The sequence below is a fragment of the Pseudonocardia sp. MH-G8 genome (assembly GCF_002262885.1).
Classification (GTDB): Bacteria; Actinomycetota; Actinomycetes; order Mycobacteriales; family Pseudonocardiaceae; genus Pseudonocardia.
The window spans coordinates 33,285-58,544 of sequence record NZ_NKYF01000020.1 but is presented as its reverse complement, the minus strand read 5'-3'; the positions used below and the strand labels follow the sequence as shown (position 1 = coordinate 58,544).

Sequence of the window (25,260 nt, the reverse complement as noted above, 5' to 3'; positions counted from 1 at the left end):
CGCGATCACGACATCCGTCGCGTTCAGAGGATCAGTGCGAGCAGCAGGATCAGCGGCAACGAGGTCACGGACGCGAGGGTCATCGCCAGCGAGTGCGCCTTGAGCGTGCCCGGGGTCGACAGCCGCAGCACGGTCTGGAACAGCCAGAACGCGTTGCTGTTGACGTGTGGGAGGAACATCGCGCCCGAGCCGGCAGCAAGGAAGACCAGCACGGGATCGATCTGCAACTGCCCGAGGAGCGGGGCGAGGATGCCCGCGGCGGTGATGCCTGCGACCGACACCGAGCCGACGGCGACGTGCAGGACCGCGGCCACGAGCCAGACCAACAGGATCGGGACCGCCGCGCCGGCCGTGAACGCGCCGGCCAGGACGTCCTCGAGGCCGGTCTCGCCGCTCACCGCCGCGAGCGACCCGGACACCCCGGTGAGGATCAGGATCGAGCCGCACTGGTCGAATCCTTCGTTCAGCGCCCGGGTGGCGCCGCGGCGCGAGAGCACACGCCAGGCGAGGGCGTAGGCGAGGCAGAGGCCCAGGAACAGCGCCACGACGGGGCTGCCGAGGAAGCTGATCACGCCCCAGCCGGCCCCCATCGCATCCACGACCGCGGCGGCGCCGATCAGCACCAGCGCCAGCAGGACCGGGGCGCAGGCGAGGGGGAGCGGCAGGTGGCGCGGGGGCGGGTCGTCGTCCGCCTGCGTGGAAACCTGCTCGCCGGCCGGCGTCTCGGCCCAGGCCTGGTCGGTCGCCGGCTTCCACATCCCGTACCGGATCAGCAGCAGGTACGCGCTCGTCGCCAGCAGCGCGGTCGGGATCGCCACCGCGGTGCCGTAGAGCAGCACGGTGCCCAGCGGCACCCCGAGCAGCCCGGAGATCGCCAACGTCGCCGTGCCGGGGACGACGAAGACCAGGCCGACGGCCTCCCCGATGGTCAGGGCGCCGGCGAGCCGCCCCAGGCCGCTGCGGGGATCGATGCGCGGTGCGAGCTCGCGCAGCACCGGGGCAGCGAGGACGAACATGACCTCCGGGTAGATGGCGGGGAAGAACGCGGTCAGGGAGCCGCTGAGCACGTACGGCGTGCGCCGTGGCGTGAGCATCCGCAGCATCGGGCCCAGCGCCCGCTGCAGCGCGCCGGTGGCCGAGAGCAGCGACCCCAGCAGGACGCCGAACCCGATGAGCAGGCCGACCTCCGCCATGAGGTCGCCGAACCCGCGGGCGACGGCGTCGACCGTTGCCTCGAAGCCGAGCCCGCTGGCCAGTCCCAGGTACAGGGTGCCCGCCACCACCGCGATGACCGGGGTGACCCGGGCGAGGGTGATGAGACCGACGATCCCACCGAGCGCGATCGCCGTATGCGTGACGACGAGGGCGCCGCTCACAGCGCGGGTGCGGCGTCGGTCGCGCGCCCGGCGAACCGCGCGGTCGCCCGGTGCTCGAGGCGCAGCAGCAGCACCGTGGGTACGAGCGCGATGATCGTGATCAGGATGACCTCCCCGACGATGTTTCCCATCCGTACGAGCTGCACGTTGCGCAGCAGCTCCCCGCCCAGCCCCGCGGAGCCGCCGAGCAGCTCGGCGATCAGGAGACCGAGGAAGGTGAGGCCGAAGGCGAGCCGCAACCCCGTGACCGCCGACGGCACGATGCTGGGCACGACGATCCGGCGGACGAGCTGCGGTGTGGTGAGCCGCAGGCTGGCGGCGAGCTTGAGGTGGGTCCGGTCCACGCTTGCGGTGGCGCCCAGGACGATCAGCAGCATGGGGATCACCCCGTGCAGGAAGGCGAACCCGATGCGGCCGACGTCGCCGAGGCCGAGGAACACGAGGAACAGCGGGTAGAGCGTGATCTTCGGGATGCTGTAGACCGCGTAGATCAATGGCGAGAGCACGTCCGACCAGAAGGTGCTCAACCCGATGAGGAACCCCAGCAGGGAGCCGATGACCACCGCGAGCGCGTAGGAGCCGAGCAGGACCAGCAGCGTCTCCGCCACCGCGGCGAGGTACGCCGAGGAGCCCAGGTCGGCCACCAGAGTGGCGGCGGCCTCGAGCGGCGTCGGGAAGACCGTGCTGTCCAGCGCCACCGCTGCGACGTGCCAGACCAGGAGGAACGCCACCAGGAGCAGCAGCGGCGCCACCGCGGGCTCCAGCAGCCGCCGCAGTGCCGGACGCGGCCGCGGCGCAGCGACCCCGGGGACCCGGCGGGTCGCACTCGTCATGACCGCCTCCAGTCGAACCGGTTGAGCAGGGCGGACAGTCCGAGATTGGCCCCGAGCGCGAACAGGCAGACGAACAGGATCCCGGCGTACATCTCCTCGGCATCGAAGGTGATGTAGGCGTGCGAGATGAACTGCCCCAGGCCGCGCGTCGCGAGGATGAACTCGGTGGCGAGCACGCCGATCAGCGCGTAGACGAAACCCAGCTTCATGCCGGCGGCGATGTCCGGCGCCGCGGAGGGCAGCAGGACTCTGCGCAGGTACTGGCCGGGCCGCAGCCGCAGGGAGGCCGCCAGCTTGTTGACCGACGGGGCGACGGAGCCGAACCCGGTGAGAGCGCTGGCGGCGATGACGACCGAGCTGAACGCGACGGCGAGCAGCACGATCGGCACCGCGCCGGTGCCGAAGAGCACCACGAGGATCGGGTAGAGCGCGAAGGTCGGCACCGCGTAGTAGACGTTGAGGTAGGGCTGCGCCGCCCGGCGCCACCACCGGGCGCGCCACATGGTGTAGGCCAGCCCCACACCGAGCACGGTGGCAAGGGCGAAGCTCACGGCGATCAGCCCCACCGTCCAGAGCAGGTTCTGCACCAGGAACTCCGGGTCGACGAGCAGCCCGGCGATCCCGGCGAGCATCTCGCTGACCGGCACGAGTTCGGTACCGCTCACCGCGCCGGACCGGGCCAGTAGCTCGACCAGACCCACGAGCGCCACCGCGATCAGGACGGTCCAGGCGGGGGCGCGCAACCCAAGCACCCGGTCCGGCCGGGGCCGGACGTAGCGCGGCACGCCGGACGCGCTCCGGGCCGTCACCGGTGCGCCTGCATCGCCGAGTCGGCCTCGTCGCGCAGCAGCGACCAGAGCCGGTCGACGACCGCGGTGGCCGCCGGCGTGGTCAGGGCGTGCGTGGAGCGGGGGCGTTCCAGCGCGACCGGCAGCTCCTCGAGGACGCGCCCGGGCCGCGCGCTCATCACCACGACCCGGTCGGAGAGCAGCACGGCCTCCTGCAGGCTGTGGGTCACGAACAGCACCGAGCAGGACAGCCGCTCCACCACCGCGAGCAGCTCGGTGGCCATGAGCAGGCGGGTCTGCTCGTCGAGCGCGCCGAACGGCTCGTCGGCGAGGATGAGGTCGGGTTCCATCGACAGGCACCGCGCGATGGCCACCCGCTGGCGCATGCCGCCCGACAGCTGGGCCGGTCGCGCGTCCTCGAACCCGGACAGGCCGACCAGGTCGATCAGCTCGCGGGACCGCGCGTGCCGCTCGCCCCGGCCCACGCCGCGGGACTCGAGCCCGAACGCGACGTTGTCGAGCACGCTGCGCCACGGCAGCAGGGCGGAGTCCTGGAAGATGATCGATGTCGCGTCCCGAGGACCCGTCACCGGTGTGCCGGCGGCCCGGATGCTTCCGGAGTCCGGGATCTGCAGGCCGGCCACCAGCTCGAGCAGGGTGGATTTGCCGCAGCCGCTCGGACCGACGATCGAGACGAACTCGCCGCGGCGCACCGTCAGGTCGACAGGGTCGAGTGCGTGGACGTCGCCGAACCGCCTGGTGACGCCTCGGACGTCGATCATGGTGTCGGTACCGGCCGGTCGGTCGACGGTCGAGCTGGAGTGGGACGTCATCGTCGCTCTCCTTCACAGGTCGGGGATCAGCAGGTGACCGGGAGCCGGAACTGGGTGCCCTCGGGGAGGAACGTCGGGTCGAACAGGTCGCAGTAGGGGATCTCGCCCTCGAACCCGGCGAGCTGGACCGCGCGCTGGGCACTGTCGAGGGCCTCGGGCGAGACACCCGCGGACCACGTGTCGAGCTCCGCCGCGCTGCGAACGGCCGCCACCGCCGACTCCAGGGGCAGGTCGGTGTGCGCGGCGTAGAGGGCGCCTGCCTCATCGATGTGCCCGTGGATCCAGTCCGCGGACTCCTGGTACCCGCCGAGCACCGCCGACACGACCTCGGGGTTGTCCTCGGCATAGTCGGTGGTGGTGGTGAGCACCGTCTGCTGGAACCGTTCGATGTAGGTGTGGGTGGGCACCACGAGGCGGAACGTGTCGGGGTTCTTGGCCCGCACCGCGTCGGGGACGATCGCCACGTCGACGGCGCCGGACTCCAGCAGAGCGACCCCCTCGCCGATGCCTCCTGCAGCGACCCGTTCCACCGCCCGGTCGCCGATCCCGGCGGCCTCCGGGATGAGGTGTGTGAGGGACTCGGTGACTGATCCGGGGTTCGTGAAGGCCCACGTGCGAACGTCCTCGATGCGTTGCACCGCGGTGTTGCTGGACAGGGCGTAGAAGTCGTTGCCGTAGAGGCTCTGGAAGGCGCCGCCGACGGCTGCGACCGGAGTGCCCTCGGCGGCCGCGTCCACGACCGCCGGGTAGCTGACCTCGCCGATCGCCAGGTCGCCGCTGATGAGGTTGCGCAGCGTGGTGCTGCCGCCCTGGCCTGGCACGAGCTCTCCGATCCGGACGCCGCGCTCGGTGAAGAATCCCTGGTCCATGCCGACGAGCCAGGGGACCGTGTAAGTCTCGGTCGCGTTGGTGACGGTGATGTCGATCGTCACCGGATCGGCCGGGTCAACCGCGGCGCCGTCCCCTCCCGCGCAGCCTGCGGCCAGCAGCATCGTCGTGGCTGCTCCAGCTATCCACGTGCGGCGCATCTAAGCGCTCCTCTCCGTTGAGGTGGTCAGGTGGCCGTCGCGTTCTAGCTGGGCGATCAGCCCGCCGCTGCGCAGGATTCGCAGGAGGAACTCAGGGATCGGTGGGCTCTGGAGCTCCTGCCCGGTGCGCCGGTCGCGCACGGTGCCCGCGGCCACGTCGACGTCCACGGTGTCGCCGTCGGTGACCTGGCCGGTGATCCCGGGGACCGTGAGCGCGGCCAGTCCGTAGTTGATGCAGTTGCGCAGGAAGAGAGAGTTGAACTCCTCCGCCAGCAGGCACCGGACTCCGAGCTCCTGGAACAGCAGCGCGACCGGCCGGCTCGAGCCGAGGCCGAAGTTGCGCCCGCCCACGACGATGTCCCCCGGCCGCACCAGCTGCGGCCAGTCGGGCCGTGTCGCGTGGAACATGTGCCGCGCACCCTCGGCGATCGGCAGCTTCATTGCGAAGCCCGGGTACATGTCGTCGGTGTTGATCTCGTTGCCGAACACCCAGACGCGTCCGGCGAAGGCGAGCCGATCGTCGTTCACGACGCCGCCCCCGCCTGCGCGGTGTCGCGGACGTCGCTGATCCGGCCGCGCAGGGCCGACACGGCCACGGTGGCAGGTGAGGCCATGTAGATCGACGCCTCGCGGCTGCCCATCCGGCCGGTGAAGTTGCGCGTGCTGGCGGTGAGGCAGACCTCGCCCGGCCCGACCACTCCCATGTGGTAGCCGAAGCACGCCCCGCACGTCGAGTTCGTGACCACCGCACCCGCCTCGACCAGGGTCTCGACGTAGCCGAGCCGCACCGCGTCGAGGTAGACGGCCTGCGATGCGGGGGTGACGATCAGCCGGACTCCCGGGGCGACCCGCTGTCCGCGCACGATCTCGGCGGCGGTCGCGAGGTCCGCGAGCTGCCCATTTGCGCAGGAGCCGATGAAGGCCTGGTCGATCGCCACGTCCGGAAACGCCGAGACCGGCCTGGTGTTGTGGATGACCGTGCCGGGCTGGGCGATCATCGGCTCGAGCGCGCTCAGATCGATCTCCCGGACCTCGGCGTAGGTCGCGTCGGGGTCGGGCAGGACGGGGTGCATCGGCGCGTCGGGCGCGACCGATGCGACGAACTCGAGGCACGCCCGATCGGCAGGGAAGATCGAGAAGTCTGCGCCGACCTCAGCACCCTGAGTCGCGATCGTCCGCCGATCCGCCATCGACAGCGCGCCCAGCCCTGGTCCGCCGTACTCGAGCGCGCAGTTCGTGGCGTCGCCGAACTCGCCGGCGATGTGCAGGAAGAGGTCCTTGCCGTTGATCCAGGAGTGCGGCGCGCCGGTCAACTCGTAGCGGATCGTCGGCGGGACCCGGTGCCACGTGGTGCCGGTGCACACGATCTGCAGGATCTCGGCAGGCCCGAGCCCGCGGGCGGCGCAGCTGTACGCGCCGGCGGCGCAGGTGTGGGAGTCGGTGCAGGCCACGAGCGTGCCGGGCAGCGCGAGGCCCTGCTCAGCAAGAACCTGGTGCACGATCCCGTGCCGGCCCACGTCGAAGAACTTCTCGACGCCGTGCCGGGCGGCGAACTCGCGCGCGTGCGTCCCAGCTTCTGCCTCCCGCAACCCGGGGGCCGGCACAGCGTGGTCCATGACGATCGCCAGCCGATCCCGGTCGTGCACGGCGACCACGTCGAGCAGCCGGTCGTGCAGGAACTGGATGTCGAGCAGGACGGTCATGTCGACGTCGCACACCACGATGTCGCCGGGGCGTACCGCGTCGCGGCCGGCCGCGCGGGCCAGCACCTTCTCGATCAGGGTGCCCGCCACGGGTCAGGCCCGAGCAGCTGCGACGTCTTCCACGGGCAGCTCGTGGCGCTGCCGCAGGTCCTCCCAGAACGGGAGACCGAGCGCGTCGAACAGCTCGTGCGGCGACAGCTGGGGTACCGCACCGGTGTTGTGCTTGCCTGCGCGCAGTGCCCGCAACCCGGCGTCGATCGCCACCGCCGCCGCGCCGTTGCACAGTCCGGGCGCGATGACTAGCCCGTACCCGAGCTCCGCGAGGGTGGCGTGGTCGACGGCCGGCGTGTGTCCGCGTGGGACGTCGTTGAACAGGCACGGCACATCGAACTCACCTGGGATGCGGCGAATCTGCTCCATCGTCTGCGGGGCCTCGACGAAGATCAGGTCGGCGCCGGCCTGCGCGTAGAGCTTCGCCCTGCGCAGCGCCTCGTCGAAGCCGAGCGGGGCGAGTGCATCGGTTCGCGCGATGATCAGGAAGTCCTCGTCGGTGCGCGCCTCCTGCGCCGCGTGAAGCTTCGCGGCGAACTCCTGCGCCGGGATGACCTCCTTGCCGTCGAGGTGCCCGCAGCGCTTGGGGAATGCCTGGTCCTCTAGCTGGATCGCCGACACCCCGGCCCGCTCGTACTCGCCGACGGTGCGGTAGACCTGTGCGACGTTCCCGAAGCCGGTGTCGGCGTCGGCGATGAGCGGGATGTCGCCGAGCACGGCGGTGATCCGCTCCGCCGCCTGGCGCATCTCGGTCAGCGTCGTCAGCCCGATGTCGGGCCGGCCGAGGACGCTCGCGGCCACGCCCGCCCCGGTCATGTAGGCGGCGCTGAACCCGGCGTTGCGCACGAGTGCCGCGGAGAGGCCGTCGTAGACGCCCGGTGCGAGCACCGGTGCGCGCTCGGCGAGCTGGGTGCGCAGGGACTGGCGTGGATTCATCGGGACCTCCCGGTGCCGCGGGACGGAGGGTGGTGCCCTCCAGGGGTGGGTGTGGGTGTCGGGCCGTCGATCCAGCCGATGGCGCGTGACAATGCGGTGGCGCCGCTCGCCACGTCCGGCCCCAGGCGCTCGGCCACATCGCGGGGGAGGCGAAAGGCAGGCGCGCCGAGGCTGAGTGCGGCGACGAGGCGCCCGCCCGGCCCGAACACGGGTGCGGCAATCGAGCTCAGCCCGGTCTCGCGCTCCTGGTCAGCGAACATGAAGCCGCGTTCCCGGCCCCTCGCGAGCTGCTCGTCCACGGCATCCCAATCGGTGACGGTGCCATGCGTGAACTGTGGGATCCCGAGGGGACGGGCGCGTTGCAGCGCGGCGGGGTCCCATGCCATGAAGACCTTGCCGGCGGCGCCCGCGGCCAGCGGCATCGCCTCGCCGACGGTGCCGCGGAAGATGATCGATTGGCGGGACTGGGCCACGTCGACGATGACGCGCTGGGCGTCCTGCCGCACGAAGAGCACGCTCGTCTCGCCGGTGTCGTCGCGAAGCCGACGGATCAGCGGTCCCGCGGCGGCGAGCAGCACCGACCCGGCGGTGGCCGCTGCACCCCAGACGAGCACGCGCAGCCCGATCCGGTACACGTCGCCCTCGCGCTGCAGCAGGTCCTGCTCCACCAGGGTGCGCACGATGCGCAGGCACGTCGTCGCCGGCAGTCCCGTCCGCTCCCTCAGGTCAGCCACGCGCATCGCCGGGTTGTCCGCCGAGAAGCAGTCCAGCACCTTCCCGGCCTTCTCGAGCACCTGGACCGAGCCCGAACGTTCGACGCGAACCCCGGCGTCCGTGGTCAGCACGAGCATCCGCCTGACCGCGAGGCTCCGCATCGTGGACATGTGAACTGCATAGCGGATGTTTAGATCGCGTGAGGTCGCGCTGTCAAGGAAACGACGGGCCCCTTGACGGGGGACACCGCCGGCCCGCACCCTGAATTGGTCAGTCCACTGACCACCGCCGGACAAGGAGGTCCAGGTGACGGGGACGGTGCAGGGGAGCGGGAAGCAGTCCTTGGCGCGGGTGGCGTTCGCGTCGGGGATCGGGTCCTGCCTCGAGTGGTACGACTTCTTCATCTACGGCACCGCCGCGGCGGTCGTGTTCAACGTGCTGTTCTTCCCGGAGCTCGACCCGGCGACCGGCACCCTGGTCGCGTTCGCGACGTTCGGGGTCGGCTTCGTCGCACGGCCGCTGGGCGGGCTGTTCTTCGGGCACTTCGGCGACCGCATCGGCCGCAAGAACGTGCTGATCGCCACGCTCCTGCTCGTGGGCGGGGCGACGTTCCTGATCGGGTTCGTGCCGGGGTACGACACGATCGGCATCGCCGCGCCGGTGCTGCTGGTCCTGTTCCGCCTGCTGCAGGGGTTCGGGGCCGGCGCCGAGTACGGCGGTGCGGTGATCTACGCGGTCGAGCACGCCCCGCCGGACCGGAGGGGGTGGTTCGGCAGCTGGTCGCCGATGGGGGTCTCGCTCGGCACGCTGCTGGCGTCCGGGGTGTTCGCGCTGGTGTCGACGTTGCCCGAGGAGCAGTTCCTGTCGTGGGGCTGGCGGGTGCCGTTCTGGGTCAGCATCGTCCTGGTCGGTGTCGGGCTCTACCTGCGGTTGAACCTGGCCGAGACGCCGGTGTTCGCGCAGGCGCGGGAGCGCCGCGACGTCCTGCGCACTCCGATCGTGCACGCGCTGAAGACGCAGCCGCGCAGCTTCGTCGTGGTCATCGGGGCGCGGTTCGCGGAGAACGCGCTGGGCTACCTGTTCCCGACCTGGAGCATCAGCTACCTCAGCAACTCGCTCGGCTACTCGCGCACCACGGCGCTGATCGCCGTCACGATCGCGACCTGCGCGCAGTTCGTCATGGTGCCGGTCTGGTCGATCCTGTCCGACCGGATCGGCCGCAGACCCGTCTACGCGGGCGCCGCGCTGTTCTGCGCGCTGTTCGCCTACCCGTACTTCCTGCTGCTGCAGTCCGGCAGCACGCCGGTGGTGGTGTTCGCGATGGCCGCGGCTGTCGGCATCGGCGTCGCCGGGATGTTCGGGCCGCAGGCGGCGTACTTCACCGAGCTGTTCGGGCCGCGGGTGCGCTACAGCGGGTTCGCGTTCGCCCGCGAGCTCGGCTCGATCCTCGCCGGCGGGCCTGCGCCCTTCCTCGCCAGCCTGCTGCTGGTCTGGGCCGGCGGCACGCCGTGGGCCGTGGCCGGGTACATGGTCGTGCTATCGCTCATCACGTTCGCCGCGGTGCTGTGGGGACCCGAGACCTACCGGAGCGACATCATGGCCGAGCCGGTCGGCCCGGCCGCGTCGCGGGAACGGTCATGACCGCAGGCGCCACAATCGCGGTCATGACCGCAGAACGCCGTCCGTTCCGCCTGCTGCCGATCACCCAGGTCCACGTGTACCGGGAGGTCTTCGGCCAGCTCGACCGGATGGTGGGGAGCATGGCGCCGGGCGAGCGCGTGGCGTCGGAGCGCGACCTCGCCGAGCGTCTCGAGGTCAGCCGCGTCTCCGTGCGCGAGGCCCTGCGCGCCCTGGAGAGCATGGGCAAGATCGAGATCCGGCGCAACGCGGGCGCGTTCGTCCTCGATCCGCAGGGCACGCTCCCCGCCGAGCAGTTGCTCGCAGGCATGGAGCCGGCCGCGGACTCGCTGCAGTGGCTCACGGATCTTCGCGCCGCGATCGAGACCCGGGTCGTGCAGGTGCTGGCGCGCCAGGCGGAGCCGGACCTCGCGGCCGTGCGGGAGTTCCTCGAACGGGCGGCGGGCGAGCTGTCCGACCAGGACGTCGAGCAGGGCAGCCTCGACGTGCGCTTCGAGGCGCTGTTGGCCCGGGCGGCCGGCAATCCCGTGCTCGAGCGCGTGCAGAAGTGGGTGCACCAGGCCTGGGTGACCGCGTGGGGCGAGTTCGGCCGCGCGCCCGGTGACCGCCAGACCCTGCACGCCGAGCACCTCGCGATCCTGGCCGCGCTGGAGGCGGGCGACGCCGCCCTCGCGGTGGCCCGGATGGAGGACCACGTCGACTGCCAGGTCCGGGACGCCGCGACGCGCGGCCGCCACGAAGGGAGACGCCAGTGCACCTGACGCCCGAACAGATCGACACCTACCGCGCGCAGGGGTTCCTCGCGGTACGCAACGTCTTCACACCCGAGGAGGTCGCCGAACTGCAACGGGTGACCGACGAGTTCGTGGAGCGCTCGCGCGAGGCCACCACGCACACCGACGTGTTCGACCTCGAGCCGGGTCACACCGCCGCCGACCCGCGGCTGCGGCGGTTGAAGGCGCCCCACCGCCGCCACCCGGCCTACGACGGCGCGTTGCGCAACGAGTCGGTGCTCGCGGTCGTGCGGCAGCTCGTCGGCGACGCCGTGCGGTTCCAGAACACGAAGCTCAACCTGAAGTCGCCCGAGTTCGGCAGCCCCGTCGAGTGGCACCAGGACTGGGCGTTCTACCCGCACACCAACGACGACGTCCTCGCCGTCGGCATCGCCGTCGACGACATGATGCTCGAGAACGGCTGCCTGATGGTGGTGCCCGGGTCGCACCACGGCCCGGTGCACGACCACCACCAGGACGGCGTGTTCGCCGGGGCGGTGCCGGCCGACGGGTTCGCCGAGCAGGCGGTGCCGATCGAGCTGCGTGCGGGCGACATCTCCGTGCACCACGCGCGGCTGCTGCACGGCTCGGCCCCCAACCGCTCGCAGCGCCCGCGCCGGTTCCTGCTCCACGAGTACGCCGCCGCGGACGCGTGGCCGCTGGTGGACTTCCCCGGCTGGGAGGCGTTCAACGAGCGGCTGCTGTGCGGCGAGCCGACCGCCACACCGCGGGTCGAGCCGGTGCCCGTGCGGATCCCGCTGCCCAAGCACGCGCGGGAGGGCTCGATCTACGAGGTACAGAGCGCGCTGGCCCGCAGCGCCTTCTCCTCCTGACGTCGCAGCCGCACCCGGCAGGCGTCACCCGTGGGTCGTCGCCGCCCACCGGCCTGCCCACCGGTCGAGCGGGGCGATGGCGTCGCCGAGTTCGCTGCCCAGCGCGGTGAGCTCGTAGCTGCCGCCCGTGTCGCGGTGCAGCAGCCCCGAGGCCTCGAGGTCGCGGAGGCGGTCGTAGAGCACCGACGAGGAGAGCCCGTCGCATCGCGCGAGGAGGGCGCGCGGCCCGAGCGGGCCGTCGCGCAGCTCCCAGAGCACGCGCAGCGCCCAGCGGCGCCCGAGCAGGTCGAGCGCCGCCATGAGTGGCCGGCCGGTGGTCGAACCGCGGACCGGTCGTCCCGGCCGCGGGGTTCCGGGCGGCGGACGTGTCGCCAGGGTCCTCACCTCGTCGCTCGAGCGGTTGTGTTTCGGAAACCAGAACACTAGCGTTCTGATTTCCGAAACGCCGGGAGGTACCCCGTGACACCGCGCATCGCGCCCCTGTCGCCGCCCTACGCCCCCGCGGTTGCGGCGCAGCTCGAGACGATGATGCCGAAGGGCGTGCCGCCGATCCGGCTGTTCCGCACGTTCGCGCGCAACCTCCCGATGACGGAGGGGCTCGCGGCGTGGGGGCGCTACTACCTCAGCCGGCGACTGTCGCTGTCGCTGCGCGACCGCGAGCTCGTGATCGACCGCACGACCGCGCGGTGCGGCTGCGAGTACGAGTGGGGCGTGCACGTGCTCCACTACGCCGAGCGCGCCGGCCTGACGGCGCACCAGGTCCGCTCCCTCGTGTACGGGTCGGCCGCCGACTCCTGCTGGGACCCGCACGACGCGCTCGTCCTGCGCGCCGTCGACGCGCTGCACGACACCGGGTCTGTCGACGACGAGCTGTGGGCGCACCTCGCCGCCGAGTTCGCCGACGCCCAGCTGCTGGACCTGCTGCTGCTCTGCGGCTGGTACCACGCGATCAGCTTCGCCGCGAACGCCACGCGGGTGCAGCCCGAGGACGCCGCGCCGCGGTTCGGGGACGTGCGGGGGTGATCGGCTCGGCGCCGCCCGAGTAGGTTCGGAACCGATGACGAAGCCACGGGAGCGCGCACGGGCTTTCTGCGACCGGTACGGGTTGCGGGTTCCGATCTTGGCGGCCCCGATGGCGGGAGCCTGCCCCCCGCAACTGGCCGTCGCGGTGGCCGAGGCGGGCGGGATGGGTGGCAACGGGGTGGTGCTGGACCAGCCGGAGCGCATCGCCGAGTGGTGCGAGCAGTTCCGTGCGGGCTCGGCCGGGCCGGTGCAGCTCAACATCTGGATCCCCGACCCGCCGGACGCCCCGCAGCAGCGGATCGACGACGCGCTGCAGTTCCTCACGCGCTTCGGCACGCCGGGCGAGCCCGGGCCGGCCGGGCCGGACCACGCCGAGCAGTGCGAGGCGATGCTGGCGGCCGCGCCGACCGCCATCTCCTCGATCATGGGCCTGTTCGAGCCCGACTACGTGCGCCGGCTGAAGGAGCGGGGCATCGCGTGGTTCGCCTGCGCCACCACGCTCGACGACGCGCTGGCGGCGCAGGAGGCCGGCGCCGACGCGGTCGTCGCGCAGGGCATGGAGGCAGGCGGCCACCGCGGCACCTTCGATCCCGAGACGGCCGAGTCCACGTCCGTCGGGCTGTTCGCGCTGCTCCCGCGGTTCGTCGACCACCTCAGTGTGCCGGTGATCGCCAGCGGCGGGATCGCCGACGGGCGAGGGGTGGCCGCCGCGCTGGCCCTGGGCGCGAGCGCCGTGCAGGTCGGCACCGCGCTGCTGCGGGCCCCGGAGACGGGCATCGCGAAGGACTGGGCTGCGGCGCTCGACGGACTGGCGCCCGAGGCCACCGTGGCGACGCGCGCCTACTCGGGGCGGCTCGGGCGGGCCGTGCCCACCCCGTACGTCACGGCGTGGAACGAGCCCGACGCACCGCGTCCGGCGCCGTACCCGCACCAGCGCAGGCTCGTCGGCCAGTGGCGCCGGGGGGAGTCCCACGGGCTGGACCGCGTCAACCAGTGGGCCGGGCAGAGCGCGGCCATGGCGACCGAGGAGCCCGCCGGGCAGATCATCGCCCGGATGTGGCGCGAGGCGGGAGAGCTGCTCGCCTGACCGCGTTCCGCGGAACGCGCGGCGGGATCGACGATTCGGGATACCCAGGCCTGGGTGTCGGGGTGATCAGGCTGGGTGATCGGTTCGAGAAGTGCGTGGGTGCTGTCGCGGCGACGTCAGGTGCTTCTCGCGGCGATCACCGGCGGGCATTCGCGGGCCCTGCCCGAGTCTCTAGCTGCGCCCCCGCCGGGTGCCCGGGCCGGCTTCCGCCAGCTCCTGCTGGGCCTCCTGCACCACGGTGCACGCGTCCTCGCCCTGCGTGGTGCGGGTGGCGAGCACGCGCAGGAGGTGGCGCAGGTGCTCGCGTTCGGCCGGTCCGAGCGGGTCGAGCAGGTGTTCCTCGGCCGCGGCGAGCCGGCGTTCCAGGTCGCAGAGCCGCGCGCCGCCTGCGGAGGTGAGCACGATCCGCCGGACGCGCCGGTCGGCCGGGTCCGGGCGGCGTTCGAGGAGCCCGGCGCGTTCCAGGTCGTCGAGCAGGTAGGTCATCACCGTGCGGTCGAGGCCGAGGTGCTGGGCCAGTGCGAGCTGGCTGCGCGGCTCGCCGGCGGCGGCGGAGAGCACCTGGTAACCGCGGGGGCCGCCCGGGACGTCTCCCACGGCCTCGGTGGTGGCGCGCAGGTACGACCGCATCACGGCGCCCAGCGCCCAGCCGAGATCCGACTCGACGGGACCGGGTGTGCTCACGCTCGCATCGTACCGGGGGAATGTGATGCCGCAGGCGATCTGTTGACAAGACCATCTGGAGGGCAGACGATCTGCTCAACATCCCAACCGTCTCACAGGAGTTCCGATGACCTTGTTCCGCGTCGACGCCAGCATCCGCGTGGAGGGTTCGGTGAGCCGCGAGCTCGCCGACACCGTGGAGCGGACGTGGATCGAGCACCACCCGCACGACAACGTGCTGCGTCGCGATCTCGCCGCCGACCCGGTGCCGGCCGATGCGTGGCCGCTCGCGGCGACGGCCTCGTTCGCCGCCGAGGAGGACCGCACTCCCGCGCAGCGCGACGCCGTCGCGCTGGCCGCGCGGCTCGCCGACGAGGTGAGCGCCGCCGACGCCGTCGTGGTCGCGTCGCCGCTGTACAACTTCGGCGTCTCTCAGCACCTCAAGGCGTGGATGGACCTGCTGATCACCGACCCGCGCTTCGCCCCCGGTCAGCAGCCGTTGCAGGGGAAGCCGGTCACCGTCGTCGTCGCCCGTGGGGGTGGCTACGCCCCGGGCACCCCGCGCGAGGGCTGGGACCACGCCACGCCCTACGTCGAGCGGATCTTCGGCGATGTCCTCGGGGGAGACGTCGCGGTGGTGACCGCCGAGCTGACACTCGCCGACGTCAACCCGCAGATGGCAGGCCTGCGCGACCAGGCGGCCGCCTCCCGCTCGGCCGCCCGCGAGCTCGCCGAGACCACCGGGCGGGCCCACGCCCGCCACGTCGCCCTCGCCCGCTCCGGCGCGGCCTGATCCCTGCCGGGCCGGCGCGCGAGGGGTCGCGCCGGCCCCAGAGCGTCCTGTTCAGGGCACCGGAGCAACTCGATTGCCCCGAGCGGTGATCCTGCGCTCGAATGCCGAAGTGGCCTTCTCAGAGATGCCCTTCGACCCTCGCTCCAGCTTCGGGCCGCGTGTCGCGGCCGGGTACGACGACGAGCCGCGAGGCGACGAGGCCGCGGCGGTGGCCCGCCTCGCCGAGCTCGCAGGCGACGGGCCGGCGCTGGAGCTCGCGATCGGCACCGGCCGGATCGGCCTTCCGCTGGCCGCCTCCGGTGTGCGGGTGGACGGCGTCGAGCTCTCGGCCGCGATGATCGAGCGGCTGCGGGCGAAGCCGGGCGGCGACGCCCTGTCGGTCACCTGCGGCGACATGGCCACCGTCGTGCTCCCGGACCGCTACCGGCTCGTGTACGTCGTGTTCAACTCGCTGATGAACCTGGTCACCCAGGACGCGCAGGTCGAGTGCGTGGCCAACGCGGCGCGGCACCTCACCGCCGACGGGGTGCTCGTCGTCGAGAACGTCGTGCCCGACCCGATGTACGGCCTGCGCCAGGACCGCGACGGCGTGGACCAGTACGTCGACGCCGGGCGGATCGGGCCGGACGGGGTGACGATCGAGGTCGGCCGCTACGACCGGGTCAGCCAGCGCGTGGACAAGTGCCACCTCGGGTTCGGGGCGTCGGGTGTCGAGGCCGAGCCGCTCGCGCTGCGCTACGTCTGGCCCAGCGAGCTGGACCTGATGGCGCGGCTGGCGGGCCTGCGGCTGCACGCCCGCTGGGGCGGCTGGTCCGGCGAGCCGTTCGACGCGCGCAGCACCCGGCACGTCTCGGTGTACGGCGGCTGACCCGCGGGGCGCTCAGCCGCACTCGTCGAGCAGCGGTCGCACCGCGTCGAGCAGGCGCTCCGCCGCGCCCCGGGCGAACGGGCCGGGCATGCCGTAGTAGCGGTGCGCCTCGGTGACCTCGTACCCGCCGGACGCGTGTTCCTCGGCCGGCGGGAGGTAGCCGGGGCAGCCGTTGCTGTAGCCGGCGACGAGCACGGTCGTGCCGGGGCCTGCCTGTCGGCGGATCTCGTGCGCGGCGGCGGCGAACGGCTCCCCGGGCAACGCGACGAGCAGCGCGGGGCCCCAGCGCAGCACGCTCACCACCCCCGACCACGTCGCCGGGCCCGCGGGCCGCGCGCGCCCCCACGCCGACCACTCGCGCAGCAGAGCGGCGCGGGCCGGCTCGGCCGTGGCCGCCTCCGCGTCCCACGCCGCGATGTGGGCGGCGATCTCGGCGGCCGCGGGGACGTCGAGGTCGAGCACCACCTCGCGAGCGGCCGCGAGCACCGGGCCCGACCCCGGTCGCGGCTCGGCGGTGAGCGCCGCGTCCGCGACGCGGGTGCCGATGCGCTCGGCGGCGGCGAAGGTCCGCCCGGCCGCGGCCGCCGTCGAGATCGACGCCGCGGCGCTGTGGCCGGTGTTGGCGTCCCCCGCGCACCCGGTGACGAACAGGACGGGCCCGCCGAGCCGCTCGGCGAGCATCCGGCGGGCGACACCCGGGTAGTCGGCGGTGAACAGGGTGTTGTCGGCGCCGAGGACCACCGGGTGGCAGGCGTAGGAGAGGACGGCGGCCAGCAGTGACCCGTCCGGGCGGCCCAGGTGCAGCACCGGGAGCGCGTCGTCGACGGGGCCGCCCGGCCGGCGGCGGTTGCGGGCCACACCCGGGCCGGCCCCGTACCCCGCCCGCACCTCGACCGGCTCGCGCGCGGCGCGCGCGGCGTCCACGGCCTCGGCGCAGGTGGCGACGAGCGCCGCGAGCCAGGCCTCGTCGACCGGGGCTCCGAGGCGCCCGCGCATGCTCACGGGTCCGCCGTGGGTGTGCGTGGCGTGCACGACCACGCCGTCCGCGGGCCCGGTGCACCGCCTGCGGATCTCCGCGCAGTCGTCCTCGTGCAGGCCGACGACGTCGACCGTCACGAGCGCGGTCTCCTCGACCACGAGCGCGTGCACCAGCAGCGGGTCGTGCACCCCGGTGGCCGGGGCCGTCCGCGCCGCGAAGCCGGACATCGCCGCGCCAGGAGGCGGTGTGACGTCGCGGACCGCGACCCCGGCCCTCACCCCACGACCTCGCCGCCGGCCACCACCTGCCGGACCCGCAGGTCCGGGTCGAGGAGCAGGAGGTCGGCGGGCGCGCCGGGAACCAGGTGGCCGCGGCCGCCGGTGAACCGCCCCGGGTTCGCCGTGGCGAGCCGCACGGCGTCGCCCAGCGGGAGCCCGGTCAGCCGGACGACCTGCGCGACGCCATCGGCCAGCGAGCGCGCCGCCCCGGCGAGGTAGGGCGTGCCGGCCTCGGACAGGCGGCCGTCGGGGGAGAGTACGACCGCGCCGCCGACGGGTGTCGTGTACTCGCCCGGCGGCATCCCGGCCAGCGCGACCGAGTCGGACACCAGCACCGACCGCTCCAGGCCCTTCGCGCGGAGCATGGCGGTGAGGGTGTCGGCGGGCAGGTGGTGGCCGTCGGCGATGAAGCTCGCCGTGAGCCGGTCGTCGGCGAGCTGGGCCCAGAGGTAGTTCGGGTGCCGCGCGAGCACGGCGTGCGCGCCGTTGCCGAGGTGGGTGGACAGGCGCGCGCCCGCGTCGGCGACCGCGCGCACCTGCGCGGGCGTGGCGTGCGTGTGCCCGATCGCGACCAGGGTGGCGCTCCGCGACAGGTGCGCGGTGTAGGCGGGTGCCCCGGGGTGGTGCGGGGAGAGCGTCACCATCCCGACGAGCCCCTCGCACGCCTGCTGCCAGCGGTCGAACTCGTCCGGGTCCGGCGGGCGGACCTGCTCGACCGGGTGCACGCCGCGCGGGCCGTCCTCGGGCGAGAGGTGGGGGCCCTCCACGTGCACGTACGGCACCGCCCGCCGGACGGTCGCGTCGCGTGCCCGCGCCTCGGCGATCGCGCGCAGCGACCGGACGATGTCGCCCTCCGGCGCCGTGATCACGGTCGGGACGACGGTGGTGGTGCCCGCGCGGGCGAGGGCGCGCACGAGCGCGACCACCACCTCCGCGGTGACGTCGGGGCCGTTGACGTCGTGCCCGCCGAACCCGTTGACCTGCAGGTCGACCAGGCCGGGAAGGAGCCACGGGACATCGCGGGCGCCCGTCGCCTCGCGGACGTGGGCGATCACCGGGCCGTCGGTGTCGACCTCGAGGAGCCGTCCGGTGCCCGGATCCCGCCCGCGGAGGATCACAGCGAGCGCACCCGGCCCCGGAACCGCGCCAGGAACCGCCCGTTCGCCTCGTCGCCGCCGGGCGCGTTGCCGCTGCGCCACACCGGCGGTTCGACGCCGCGCGCCGCGAGCGCCTCGACGGTGGCGAGGGTGAGGCAGTTGAGCACGTAGGCGTTCGCGAACGTCGAGACGGCGGCGACGGGCTCGGCGGAGCCCGGCACGTCCACCACGGCGTCGCCGATGGGCACCTTGCAGTCGATCGCGACGTCGACCAGGTCGTGCAGGTTCGCCGCCGTCGGGTGCCGTGCCGGGTGGTCGGGCGCGGTGTTCTCGGCGTGCGCGCGGGAGCTGATGCCGATCAGGCGCACGCCGCGCTCGCGGGCGGTGAGCGCCGCGTCGATCAGGGCGGCGTTGATCCCGTAGGCGTTGACGAGCACGAGCAGGTCGCCCTCGCCGAGGCCGCGGTCGGTGATCACCACCCGCCCGTAGCCCGGGGTTCGCTCGATCGCCATCGACCGCAGCGCCCCGTTGGACAGCAGCGTGCCCTCGTCGAGGATCGCGGAGACGTGCATCAGCCCGCCGGCGCGGAAGAACACCTCCTGCGCGGCGAGGTTGGAGTGCCCGCCGGGGCCGAACACGTGCACGAGGCGGTCGGCCGCGATCTGGTCGGCGAGCAGGTCGGCCGCCGTGCGGATCGTGCCGGTCTCCTCGTCGAGGATCCGCTCGAGGAGCCCGTTCACGGTGTCCAGGTAGGAGCGGAACGTCGGGTCAGGCACGGGGGTCGGCCTCCGCATCGAGGTAGAGGGTCACGGCCGGGTGCGTGCGCAGCGCGGTCGCCGGGTCGGCCGCGGAGACCGGCGCGTGCAGGGCACGCTGCACCGCGTTCCGCTTCGCCGCGCCCGGCACCACGCAGAACAGCCGGCGCGCGTCCAGCAGCCGCGGGATCGTCAGCGTGATCGCGTGGGTCGGCACGTCCTCGAAGGTCGCGAACTGGCCGTCGTCGACCTGCTGCTGCCGGCAGGTGCGGTCGAGCTCCACGACCTTCACGTCCTCCGGGTCGTCGAGGTCGGCCACCGGCGGGTCGTTGAACGCGAGGTGCCCGTTCTGGCCGATGCCGAGGCAGACGACGTCGATCGGCGCCTCCGCCAGCAGCTTCGCGTAGACGGCGGGGCCGACCTCGGGGTCCACGCGGTGCACCTGCGCGAACGGGAGCCGCGTGAACACCGCGCGGTCCAGCCAGTTCGCGAACCGCGCCGGCGAGTCCGCGGGCAGGTCCAGGTACTCGTCCATGTGGAACGCGGTGACCCGGGACCACTCGATCCCCGGCGCCGCGACCAGCCGGTCGAGCATGTCGCTCTGGCTCGGCGCCGCGGCGAAGATCACCCGCACGGCGTCCTGCGCGGCCAGGCGGGCCCGCAGCTCCTCGGCGACGTCGGCGGCTGCGGCCGCGCCCATCGCCGCGCGGTCCGGGAAGGACCGCACCTCCGGCATGCCTGGCACTTCCTCGTTCACCCTGCTCCTTCCATCTCCACCAGCATGAGCAGCGACCGCGCGATGTGGAACGGGTCCTTCACCGGCAGCGCCACGGTCTTCTCGAGGGGCACGCCGTCGCGGGCGCGGATCTGCGTCCACTCCCGCCCGGGCCCCTCCGGGAACGTCGCGAACACGTAGTCGTGCAGCTGCTCGTGCCGGTCCGGCAGGAGCAGCGCGGTCGCGTACAGCGCCTCGGCGTTCGGCCACCACAGCTTGGTGTCCCAGGTGTCCACCACGAGCGCCTCGTACGGGTCGTCCGTGCGGGCGCCGGCGGGCACGCCGCCGTCCTGGTCGACGTAGCGCAGCAGGCCACCGTGCTCGTCGTCCCAGCCGAGGTCCAGCGCCCGCGCGGCGATGCGGGCGAGGCGCTCGCGCTCGCCGAGCGCCGATCCCGCCAGCAGGTCGCGGGCGTGGTGCAGGAACCACGTCGCCTCCAGCACGTGGCCGGGCGTGCGGTGGCGCGCGAGCAGCCCGTCGGTCTCCGAGGGCATCTCGGCGACGTCGTCGCCGTGCAGGTGGTGCTCCTCGATCTGACGCGCGGCCTCCCGCACGATCGCCGCGGACGCCGCCGATCCGGTGGCGCGATGCACCTGCTCCCCGACGCCGACGAGGATCATCGGCAGCCCGAACGAGCGGTGCCCGGCCGGCACCGGGTACGGGTCGGAGCGGAAGCGCGCGGCCTCGATCGCCGCCGCCGAGCGCACGAGGATGTCCTCACCGAGGGCACCCCAGTCCTCCTCGGGGCGCAGCCGCGCCACCCCGGCGAAGCCGAGCGCGGCGAACAGGTCGGCGTAGACGCTGGTGTGCGGCCCCGCCTCGGCGCCGCTCCGGTCGGTGACGAACGCGGTCGTGCCGTCGGGCAGCAGCGCGTGGTCGCGGACGAAGCGCGCGGTGCGCACCGCCTGCTCGGCGTACCAGCCGCCGTCGACGCCCAGCAGCCCGGCGGAGAGCGCGACGCGGGCGGTGAGCCAGGCCCACCGGCCCTGCGACCAGGTGTACTTGTCTTCCCCGACGAGCCGGGTCCCGGCGTTGTCCCAGCAGGTGAGGACACCGCCGTGCTCGTGGTCCGGCCCGTGGGTCGTCCACCAGGCCAGCACGTCGTCGACGAGGTGGTCGCGGTAGCTCACCGTGCGGGCTCGCCCTCGGCCGCCGGCTCGTCGCGGGAGATCGCGTCGACCAGCTCGTCGGACGCCGCGTTCCGCCACGGTGCGACCAGCCCGACGACCACGAACGTGATGATCGAGCAGACCACCGGTCCGCCGACCGAGACCGCGGTGGCCTGGTCCGGGGCGAGCGCGTCGATCGCCCCGTCGAACACGTAGCGGGTGAGGGCGAACACCGCGAGGCCTACGGCCCACGACGAGATCGCCGCGACCGGCCCGCACCGCCGGAACGCCGGCAGCATTCCCAGCAGCATCGGGATCGCGATCGGCCCGACCAGGCCGCCGAACCACAGGATGATCAGGCCGAGGACGCCGCCGAAGCTGTCGGCGGTCAGGGCGATCACCATGCTCAGCGCGATGAACGAGAACACGCTGATCCGCCCGATGACGAGCTCGGTGCGGGTGTCGAGGGAGCGGCCGCGCTTCCAGACCGCGGGCAGGATGTCGCGCGTCACGACCGAGGAGATGGCGTTGGCGTCCGAGCCGGTCATCGCCATCGTGTGCGAGAACAGCCCGGCCAGCACCAGCCCGACGAGCCCGGCGGGCAGGAGTGCCTCGGTGAGCAGCGCGTAGGACTGCTCGGGGTCCTCCAGCCCGGGCAGCAGCAGCGGCGCGGCCCACATCGGGAAGAACATCACCAGCGGCCAGACCAGGTAGAGCGCCGCGGAGAACAGCGCGGCGCGCCGGGCCGTGCTGCCGGTGGGGGAGGCGATGAACCGCTGCGCGAGGTTCCAGGTGCCGCCGTTGTAGGACAGCGTGTTGATCAGCAGGTAGACCATGACGAACAGCACCGTGTACTGCCCGTTGAACGGCTCGGCGTTGCCCTCGGGGAGCCGGTCCCACAGGGTCCAGATCGTCGGGAGGCCGTCCAGTGCGGAGAGGACGGCGAAGAACATCACGACGCCGGCGACGAGCTGGATGAGGAACTGACCCATGTCGGTCAGCGCGTCGGCCCACAGGCCGCCGATGGTGGAGTAGATCAGCGTGACGCCGCCGGTGAGCAGGATGCCGAGGCCGAGCGGCACGCCGGCGAACACGTTGAGCAGCAGGGCGGTGGCCGTCCACTTGGCACCGACGTCGAAGACCTTCAACGCGGTACCGCTCCACGCGAGCAACTGCTGCGTGGGCACGTTGTAGCGGATCTTGAGGTACTCCAGCGGCGAGATGATGCCGAGCCGCTGCCGCAGCCGCGGCCAGCGCGGCACGAACACGAACGCGCCGACCACCATGGCGAACGTGATGCCGAGCGCCCACCACACGTAGAGGACGAAGCCCTCGGTGTAGGCGATGGCCGCGTACCCGACGAAGACCGCGGAGCTGTAGCCGGACATGTGGTGCGAGATGCCCGAGAGCCACCAGGGCATCCGCCCGCCCGCGGTGAAGAAGTCGCGGGAGTCGTGGATGCGGGACTTGGCCCACAGCCCGATCACCACCATCACGACGAAGTAGCCGCCGACGACCAGCCAGTCGAGGATGCCCATTGTTCCTCCGGTGTTCCGCCATCCGTTGGCGGGGGATGTTTGCGTGCAACCGGTTGCACGTCAAGCTCGTGTCCTGATCCGTTACCCGGAGGACACGCGGGGCGGCGCCGTAGAGTGCACCGCGTGGCTCGACGCGACGGGCGCCGCAAGCTGCCCACGATCAAGGTCGTCGCGGCGGCCGCAGGGGTGTCCACCTCCACGGTCTCGCGCGTGTTCTCCCGGCCCCATGTGCTGAGGGAGAGCACGGTCGCGCACGTCACCGAGGTGGCCACCCGGCTCGGCTACGTCCCGCACCACGCCGCGCGGGCGCTGAGCACCGGCCGGCTCGGGATGATCGCCGTGGTGGTCCCCGACATCGCGAACCCGTTCTTCCCGCCGGTGATCCGCGCCGCGCAGGCCCGGGCGTCGGCCGGCGGTGCCAGCACCGTGCTCGGGGACACCGACGAGGACCCGGCGAAGGAGCTCGACCTGCTCGTGAAGCTCCAGCAACGCACCGACGGCGTCGTCCTGGTCTCCTCGCGGCTGCCCGAGGACGTCGTGCGCGAACGCGGGCAGCACGGGCCGCTGGTCCTGGTGAACCGCGACGTCGCAGGCGTCGGGCGGGTGCTGGTGGACTCCGCGCCGGGGATCCGCGAGGCCGTCGACCATCTTGCCGATCTCGGTCACCGGCACCTCGCCTACGTCAGCGGGCCCACCACGTCCTGGTCGGACGAGCAACGGCGCCGCGCCGTGGGGGAGCGCTGCGCGGCGCTCGGGGTGGCGGTCAGCGTGCTGCGCGCCCACCGCCCCGACCACGAGGAGGGCCGGGCCGCGGCGGGGGAGGTCCTGGCCGTCGGCGCCACCGCTGCGATCGCCTTCGACGACGCGCTCGCGCAGGGCGTGCTGGCCGGGCTGGCCGAACGCGGCGTCGCCGTCCCGCGCGACGTCTCCGTGATCGGCTGCGACGACATCCTCGCGGCCACGACGTACCCGCCGCTCACCACGGTCCACGGCCGCGGCGCCGAGGCCGGCCGCCTCGCCGTCGAGCTGCTGCTGGAGCTGGTCGAGGACCCCGACGGCGAGCCGGACCACCGTCGCCTGCTGCCGTCGTCGCTCACCTGCCGCGCGACCACGGCGGTACCGCCCGCGGGAGACGGACCAGGGAGAGGGGACTCGTGATGCAGGAGCGGTACGACGCCGTCGTGGTCGGCGCCGGGATCAACGGCATGGCCGCCGCCGCGCACCTCGCGCAGGCCGGCTGGTCGGTGGCGCTGGTGGACGAGCACGAGAGCATCGGCGGGTTCGTCGCCGCCGGGCAGCGCACGGTGCCGGGGTACCGGCACGACACCTACTCGTCGTGGCACCCGCTGTTCGTCACCGGCCCGGTGTACGCCGAGCTGGGGGCGGACCTGCACCGCCACGGCCTGGAGTACGCCAACACCGACGGCGCGCTGACGGCCACGGCGAGCGACGACGGCACCGTCACCACCGCCTTCCGCGACGTCGAGGAGACGGTGGCGGGCTTCCGCGAGCCGGCGGACCGCGACGCCTACCGCGCGGCGCTGCGCCGGTTCGGCACGCACGCCGGCCGGATCGGCGGGCTGCTGGGCAGCGAGCTGCGCTCGCGTGAGGCATTCGGCCCGCTGTGGGGGCTGGCGCGGGCGGGTGGGCGCACGGAGCTTTCGGCCTACGCCCGGGAGGTCGCGACGAGCGGGCGGGCGTGGTCGCGCTCCCACTTCCGCGGCCCGGAGGTCGACCGGCTCTGGGCACCCTGGCTGCTGCACGCGGGGCTCGCGCCCGACAGCGCGTCCGGTGGGCTCATGGTGCCGGTCCTCGCGGCGACCCTGCACGGCGCGGGCCTGCCCGTCGTCGTCGGCGGCGCGGGGAACTTCGTGGCCGCGTGGGAGCGGCTGCTGGCCGAGCGGAGCGTGGCCGTCCACACCGGGCGCCGGGTCGAGCAGGTGCTGCTGCGCGACGGCGCCGCCGTCGGGGTGGCGGGGGAGGGCTTCAGCTTCTCGGCCGAGCGTGCGGTGTTGGCGTCGGTGACCCCGACCGCTCTGTACGGGTCGCTGCTGCCCGCGGACGCCGTGCCGCCGGAGGTCGCGGACGAGGCGGCGCGCTTCCGGCCCGGGCGTGCGGCGATGCAGCTGCACGTCGCGCTGTCCGGACCGGTGCCGTGGCGCGATCCGGCCCTGGCCGCGGTGCCGCTCGTGCACCTGTCCGACGGGTCGGGATCCACGGCGATCGCGTGCGCCGAGGCGGAGGCCGGGCTGCTGCCGCGCCGCCCGACCGTGGTCGTCGGCCAGCAGCACGTCCTGGACCCCTCGCGCGTGCCGGCCGGGGCGGGCTCCCTGTGGTTGCAGCTGCAGGAGGTGCCCTTCGCCCCCGTGGGCGACGCGGCGGGGGAGCTGGACCCGGCGGGCGGCTGGGACGCCGCGCTGGCCCGCGGCTACGCCGACCGCGTGCTCGACCGGGTCGGGGCGCACGCCCCGGGCCTGCGCGAGCTGGTCCTCGGGCTCGACGTGATCACCCCGACCGACCTTGCCGCCCACAACCCGAACGCGCTCGCGGGCGACCCGTACGGCGGCTCGGCCGAGCTGGACCAGAACTTCCTCTGGCGTCCGCTGGCCGCGACCTCCGGCCACGCGACGCCCGTGCCGCGGCTGTGGCACATCGGCGCGTCCACCCATCCCGGGCCGGGCTTGGCGGGGGCGTCGGGCCACCTCGTCGCCCGCCGCCTCCTGACCCCGACCCGTCGCGAGCGGCTGCGCAGGCGCGCTCGCGGTTGAGCCCCGCCGGGGACCACGACG

The 25,260-nt window shown here is 73.4% G+C and carries 26 protein-coding genes; 9 read left to right on the top strand and 17 right to left on the bottom strand.

Going from position 1 to position 25,260, the window contains the following annotated elements; translation table 11 throughout:
• Window positions 1-23: 23 nt before the first annotated feature.
• From CFP66_RS32395 to CFP66_RS32355, 9 genes are read right to left on the bottom strand one after another with little or no spacing between them, the layout of a single operon-like run.
• Window positions 24-1,376, bottom strand: a complete 1,353-nt coding sequence (locus CFP66_RS32395) for a GntP family permease (RefSeq protein ID WP_094929030.1) — start codon at window positions 1,374-1,376, stop codon at window positions 24-26.
• Entirely contained in the window at window positions 1,373-2,209 is an 837-nt protein-coding gene (locus CFP66_RS32390; RefSeq protein WP_094929029.1) for an ABC transporter permease, read from the bottom strand. The genes CFP66_RS32395 and CFP66_RS32390 overlap by 4 nt, the downstream gene beginning before the upstream one ends.
• Window positions 2,206-3,018 (bottom strand): ABC transporter permease, encoded by an 813-nt coding sequence (locus CFP66_RS32385; protein WP_094929028.1) that lies wholly within the window; start codon window positions 3,016-3,018, stop codon window positions 2,206-2,208. The genes CFP66_RS32390 and CFP66_RS32385 overlap by 4 nt, the downstream gene beginning before the upstream one ends.
• Complete coding sequence (locus CFP66_RS32380) at window positions 3,015-3,830, bottom strand: ABC transporter ATP-binding protein (RefSeq protein ID WP_094929027.1); 816 nt, start codon at window positions 3,828-3,830, stop codon at window positions 3,015-3,017. The genes CFP66_RS32385 and CFP66_RS32380 overlap by 4 nt, the downstream gene beginning before the upstream one ends.
• A 26-nt stretch (window positions 3,831-3,856) precedes the next feature.
• A complete protein-coding gene (locus CFP66_RS32375) occupies window positions 3,857-4,858 on the bottom strand; it encodes an ABC transporter substrate-binding protein (RefSeq protein WP_094929026.1) in 1,002 nt (333 codons plus the stop codon).
• Window positions 4,859-5,386 (bottom strand): 3-isopropylmalate dehydratase, encoded by a 528-nt coding sequence (locus CFP66_RS32370; protein ID WP_233159904.1) that lies wholly within the window; start codon window positions 5,384-5,386, stop codon window positions 4,859-4,861.
• Window positions 5,383-6,651 carry an aconitase/3-isopropylmalate dehydratase large subunit family protein gene (locus CFP66_RS32365; RefSeq protein ID WP_094929025.1) on the bottom strand — a complete coding sequence of 423 codons (1,269 nt, stop codon included), beginning with the start codon at window positions 6,649-6,651 and terminating at the stop codon, window positions 5,383-5,385. Before CFP66_RS32365 ends, CFP66_RS32370 begins: the two co-directional genes overlap by 4 nt.
• 3 nt (window positions 6,652-6,654) lie before the next feature.
• Window positions 6,655-7,548 (bottom strand): oxaloacetate decarboxylase, encoded by an 894-nt coding sequence (locus tag CFP66_RS32360; protein ID WP_094929024.1) that lies wholly within the window; start codon window positions 7,546-7,548, stop codon window positions 6,655-6,657.
• The gene (locus CFP66_RS32355) at window positions 7,545-8,432 is read right to left on the bottom strand and encodes an IclR family transcriptional regulator (RefSeq protein WP_233159903.1); all 888 of its coding nucleotides are present in this window, start codon (window positions 8,430-8,432) and stop codon (window positions 7,545-7,547) included. Before CFP66_RS32355 ends, CFP66_RS32360 begins: the two co-directional genes overlap by 4 nt.
• Window positions 8,433-8,568: 136 nt before the next feature.
• Between CFP66_RS32355 and CFP66_RS32350 the strand changes: the two genes are divergently transcribed.
• Genes CFP66_RS32350 through CFP66_RS32340 form a run of 3 tightly spaced genes read left to right on the top strand, consistent with a single transcriptional unit; the run spans window position 8,569 to window position 11,506 of the window.
• Window positions 8,569-9,903: an MFS transporter gene (locus CFP66_RS32350; protein ID WP_094929023.1), complete on the top strand. Its 1,335-nt coding sequence runs from the start codon at window positions 8,569-8,571 to the stop codon at window positions 9,901-9,903.
• Between the two features lie 23 nt (window positions 9,904-9,926).
• Entirely contained in the window at window positions 9,927-10,661 is a 735-nt protein-coding gene (locus CFP66_RS32345) for a FadR/GntR family transcriptional regulator (RefSeq protein ID WP_158228284.1), read from the top strand.
• On the top strand, window positions 10,652-11,506 hold the full coding sequence (locus CFP66_RS32340; RefSeq protein ID WP_198961804.1) for a phytanoyl-CoA dioxygenase family protein: 855 nt from the start codon (window positions 10,652-10,654) through the stop codon (window positions 11,504-11,506). Before CFP66_RS32345 ends, CFP66_RS32340 begins: the two co-directional genes overlap by 10 nt.
• A gap of 24 nt (window positions 11,507-11,530) precedes the next feature.
• Here CFP66_RS32340 and CFP66_RS32335 read toward each other — a convergent pair whose 3' ends face one another.
• Window positions 11,531-11,806 (bottom strand): helix-turn-helix domain-containing protein, encoded by a 276-nt coding sequence (locus CFP66_RS32335; protein WP_094929021.1) that lies wholly within the window; start codon window positions 11,804-11,806, stop codon window positions 11,531-11,533.
• Between the two features lie 159 nt (window positions 11,807-11,965).
• Between CFP66_RS32335 and CFP66_RS32330 the strand changes: the two genes are divergently transcribed.
• Both CFP66_RS32330 and CFP66_RS32325 read left to right on the top strand, forming a co-directional pair.
• Window positions 11,966-12,529 (top strand): carboxymuconolactone decarboxylase family protein, encoded by a 564-nt coding sequence (locus tag CFP66_RS32330; protein ID WP_198961803.1) that lies wholly within the window; start codon window positions 11,966-11,968, stop codon window positions 12,527-12,529.
• A gap of 34 nt (window positions 12,530-12,563) precedes the next feature.
• Window positions 12,564-13,616 carry a nitronate monooxygenase family protein gene (locus tag CFP66_RS32325; RefSeq protein WP_094929020.1) on the top strand — a complete coding sequence of 351 codons (1,053 nt, stop codon included), beginning with the start codon at window positions 12,564-12,566 and terminating at the stop codon, window positions 13,614-13,616.
• A 171-nt stretch (window positions 13,617-13,787) separates the two neighbouring features.
• Here CFP66_RS32325 and CFP66_RS32320 read toward each other — a convergent pair whose 3' ends face one another.
• Window positions 13,788-14,300, bottom strand: coding sequence for a MarR family winged helix-turn-helix transcriptional regulator (locus CFP66_RS32320; RefSeq protein ID WP_233159902.1), 513 nt, complete (start codon window positions 14,298-14,300; stop codon window positions 13,788-13,790).
• Between the two features lie 106 nt (window positions 14,301-14,406).
• Here CFP66_RS32320 and CFP66_RS32315 point away from each other — a divergent pair, with 106 nt between their 5' ends.
• Complete coding sequence (locus CFP66_RS32315; RefSeq protein WP_094929019.1) at window positions 14,407-15,072, top strand: FMN-dependent NADH-azoreductase; 666 nt, start codon at window positions 14,407-14,409, stop codon at window positions 15,070-15,072.
• A gap of 124 nt (window positions 15,073-15,196) precedes the next feature.
• Complete coding sequence (locus CFP66_RS32310) at window positions 15,197-15,940, top strand: class I SAM-dependent methyltransferase (protein WP_094929121.1); 744 nt, start codon at window positions 15,197-15,199, stop codon at window positions 15,938-15,940.
• A 12-nt stretch (window positions 15,941-15,952) separates the two neighbouring features.
• On the opposite strand, the gene CFP66_RS32305 is transcribed toward CFP66_RS32310, so the two are convergent.
• Genes CFP66_RS32305 through CFP66_RS32280 form a run of 6 tightly spaced genes read right to left on the bottom strand, consistent with a single transcriptional unit; the run spans window position 15,953 to window position 22,471 of the window.
• Entirely contained in the window at window positions 15,953-17,197 is a 1,245-nt protein-coding gene (locus tag CFP66_RS32305; protein WP_198961802.1) for a hypothetical protein, read from the bottom strand.
• Entirely contained in the window at window positions 17,194-18,315 is a 1,122-nt protein-coding gene (locus CFP66_RS32300; protein WP_094929018.1) for an N-acetylglucosamine-6-phosphate deacetylase, read from the bottom strand. Before CFP66_RS32300 ends, CFP66_RS32305 begins: the two co-directional genes overlap by 4 nt.
• The gene (locus CFP66_RS32295) at window positions 18,312-19,070 is read right to left on the bottom strand and encodes a sugar isomerase domain-containing protein (protein WP_198961801.1); all 759 of its coding nucleotides are present in this window, start codon (window positions 19,068-19,070) and stop codon (window positions 18,312-18,314) included. The genes CFP66_RS32300 and CFP66_RS32295 overlap by 4 nt, the downstream gene beginning before the upstream one ends.
• Window positions 19,063-19,785: a 6-phosphogluconolactonase gene (locus CFP66_RS32290; RefSeq protein WP_233159901.1), complete on the bottom strand. Its 723-nt coding sequence runs from the start codon at window positions 19,783-19,785 to the stop codon at window positions 19,063-19,065. The genes CFP66_RS32295 and CFP66_RS32290 overlap by 8 nt, the downstream gene beginning before the upstream one ends.
• A 17-nt stretch (window positions 19,786-19,802) precedes the next feature.
• On the bottom strand, window positions 19,803-20,954 hold the full coding sequence (locus CFP66_RS32285; RefSeq protein ID WP_094929016.1) for an AGE family epimerase/isomerase: 1,152 nt from the start codon (window positions 20,952-20,954) through the stop codon (window positions 19,803-19,805).
• The gene (locus CFP66_RS32280; RefSeq protein ID WP_094929015.1) at window positions 20,951-22,471 is read right to left on the bottom strand and encodes a sodium:solute symporter family protein; all 1,521 of its coding nucleotides are present in this window, start codon (window positions 22,469-22,471) and stop codon (window positions 20,951-20,953) included. Before CFP66_RS32280 ends, CFP66_RS32285 begins: the two co-directional genes overlap by 4 nt.
• Before the next feature lie 123 nt (window positions 22,472-22,594).
• On the opposite strand from CFP66_RS32280, the gene CFP66_RS32275 reads away from it, so the two are divergent.
• On the top strand, window positions 22,595-23,629 hold the full coding sequence (locus tag CFP66_RS32275; RefSeq protein ID WP_198961799.1) for a LacI family DNA-binding transcriptional regulator: 1,035 nt from the start codon (window positions 22,595-22,597) through the stop codon (window positions 23,627-23,629).
• Window positions 23,629-25,239: an NAD(P)/FAD-dependent oxidoreductase gene (locus CFP66_RS32270; protein WP_094929118.1), complete on the top strand. Its 1,611-nt coding sequence runs from the start codon at window positions 23,629-23,631 to the stop codon at window positions 25,237-25,239. The genes CFP66_RS32275 and CFP66_RS32270 overlap by 1 nt, the downstream gene beginning before the upstream one ends.
• Window positions 25,240-25,260 lie beyond the last annotated feature (21 nt).

Coding starts and splice junctions, on each gene's coding strand:
- CFP66_RS32335 (WP_094929021.1), bottom strand. CDS start 11,806: ATGGCGGCGCTCGACCTGCTCGGGCGCCGCTGGGCGCTGCGCGTGCTC.
- CFP66_RS32360 (WP_094929024.1), bottom strand. CDS start 7,548: ATGAATCCACGCCAGTCCCTGCGCACCCAGCTCGCCGAGCGCGCACCG.
- CFP66_RS32375 (WP_094929026.1), bottom strand. CDS start 4,858: ATGCGCCGCACGTGGATAGCTGGAGCAGCCACGACGATGCTGCTGGCC.
- CFP66_RS32315 (WP_094929019.1), top strand. CDS start 14,407: ATGACCTTGTTCCGCGTCGACGCCAGCATCCGCGTGGAGGGTTCGGTG.
- CFP66_RS32325 (WP_094929020.1), top strand. CDS start 12,564: ATGACGAAGCCACGGGAGCGCGCACGGGCTTTCTGCGACCGGTACGGG.
- CFP66_RS32290 (WP_233159901.1), bottom strand. CDS start 19,785: ATGCCGGAGGTGCGGTCCTTCCCGGACCGCGCGGCGATGGGCGCGGCC.
- CFP66_RS32390 (WP_094929029.1), bottom strand. CDS start 2,209: ATGACGAGTGCGACCCGCCGGGTCCCCGGGGTCGCTGCGCCGCGGCCG.
- CFP66_RS32345 (WP_158228284.1), top strand. CDS start 9,927: ATGACCGCAGAACGCCGTCCGTTCCGCCTGCTGCCGATCACCCAGGTC.
- CFP66_RS32270 (WP_094929118.1), top strand. CDS start 23,629: ATGCAGGAGCGGTACGACGCCGTCGTGGTCGGCGCCGGGATCAACGGC.
- CFP66_RS32280 (WP_094929015.1), bottom strand. CDS start 22,471: ATGGGCATCCTCGACTGGCTGGTCGTCGGCGGCTACTTCGTCGTGATG.
- CFP66_RS32380 (WP_094929027.1), bottom strand. CDS start 3,830: ATGACGTCCCACTCCAGCTCGACCGTCGACCGACCGGCCGGTACCGAC.
- CFP66_RS32310 (WP_094929121.1), top strand. CDS start 15,197: ATGCCCTTCGACCCTCGCTCCAGCTTCGGGCCGCGTGTCGCGGCCGGG.
- CFP66_RS32355 (WP_233159903.1), bottom strand. CDS start 8,432: ATGTCCACGATGCGGAGCCTCGCGGTCAGGCGGATGCTCGTGCTGACC.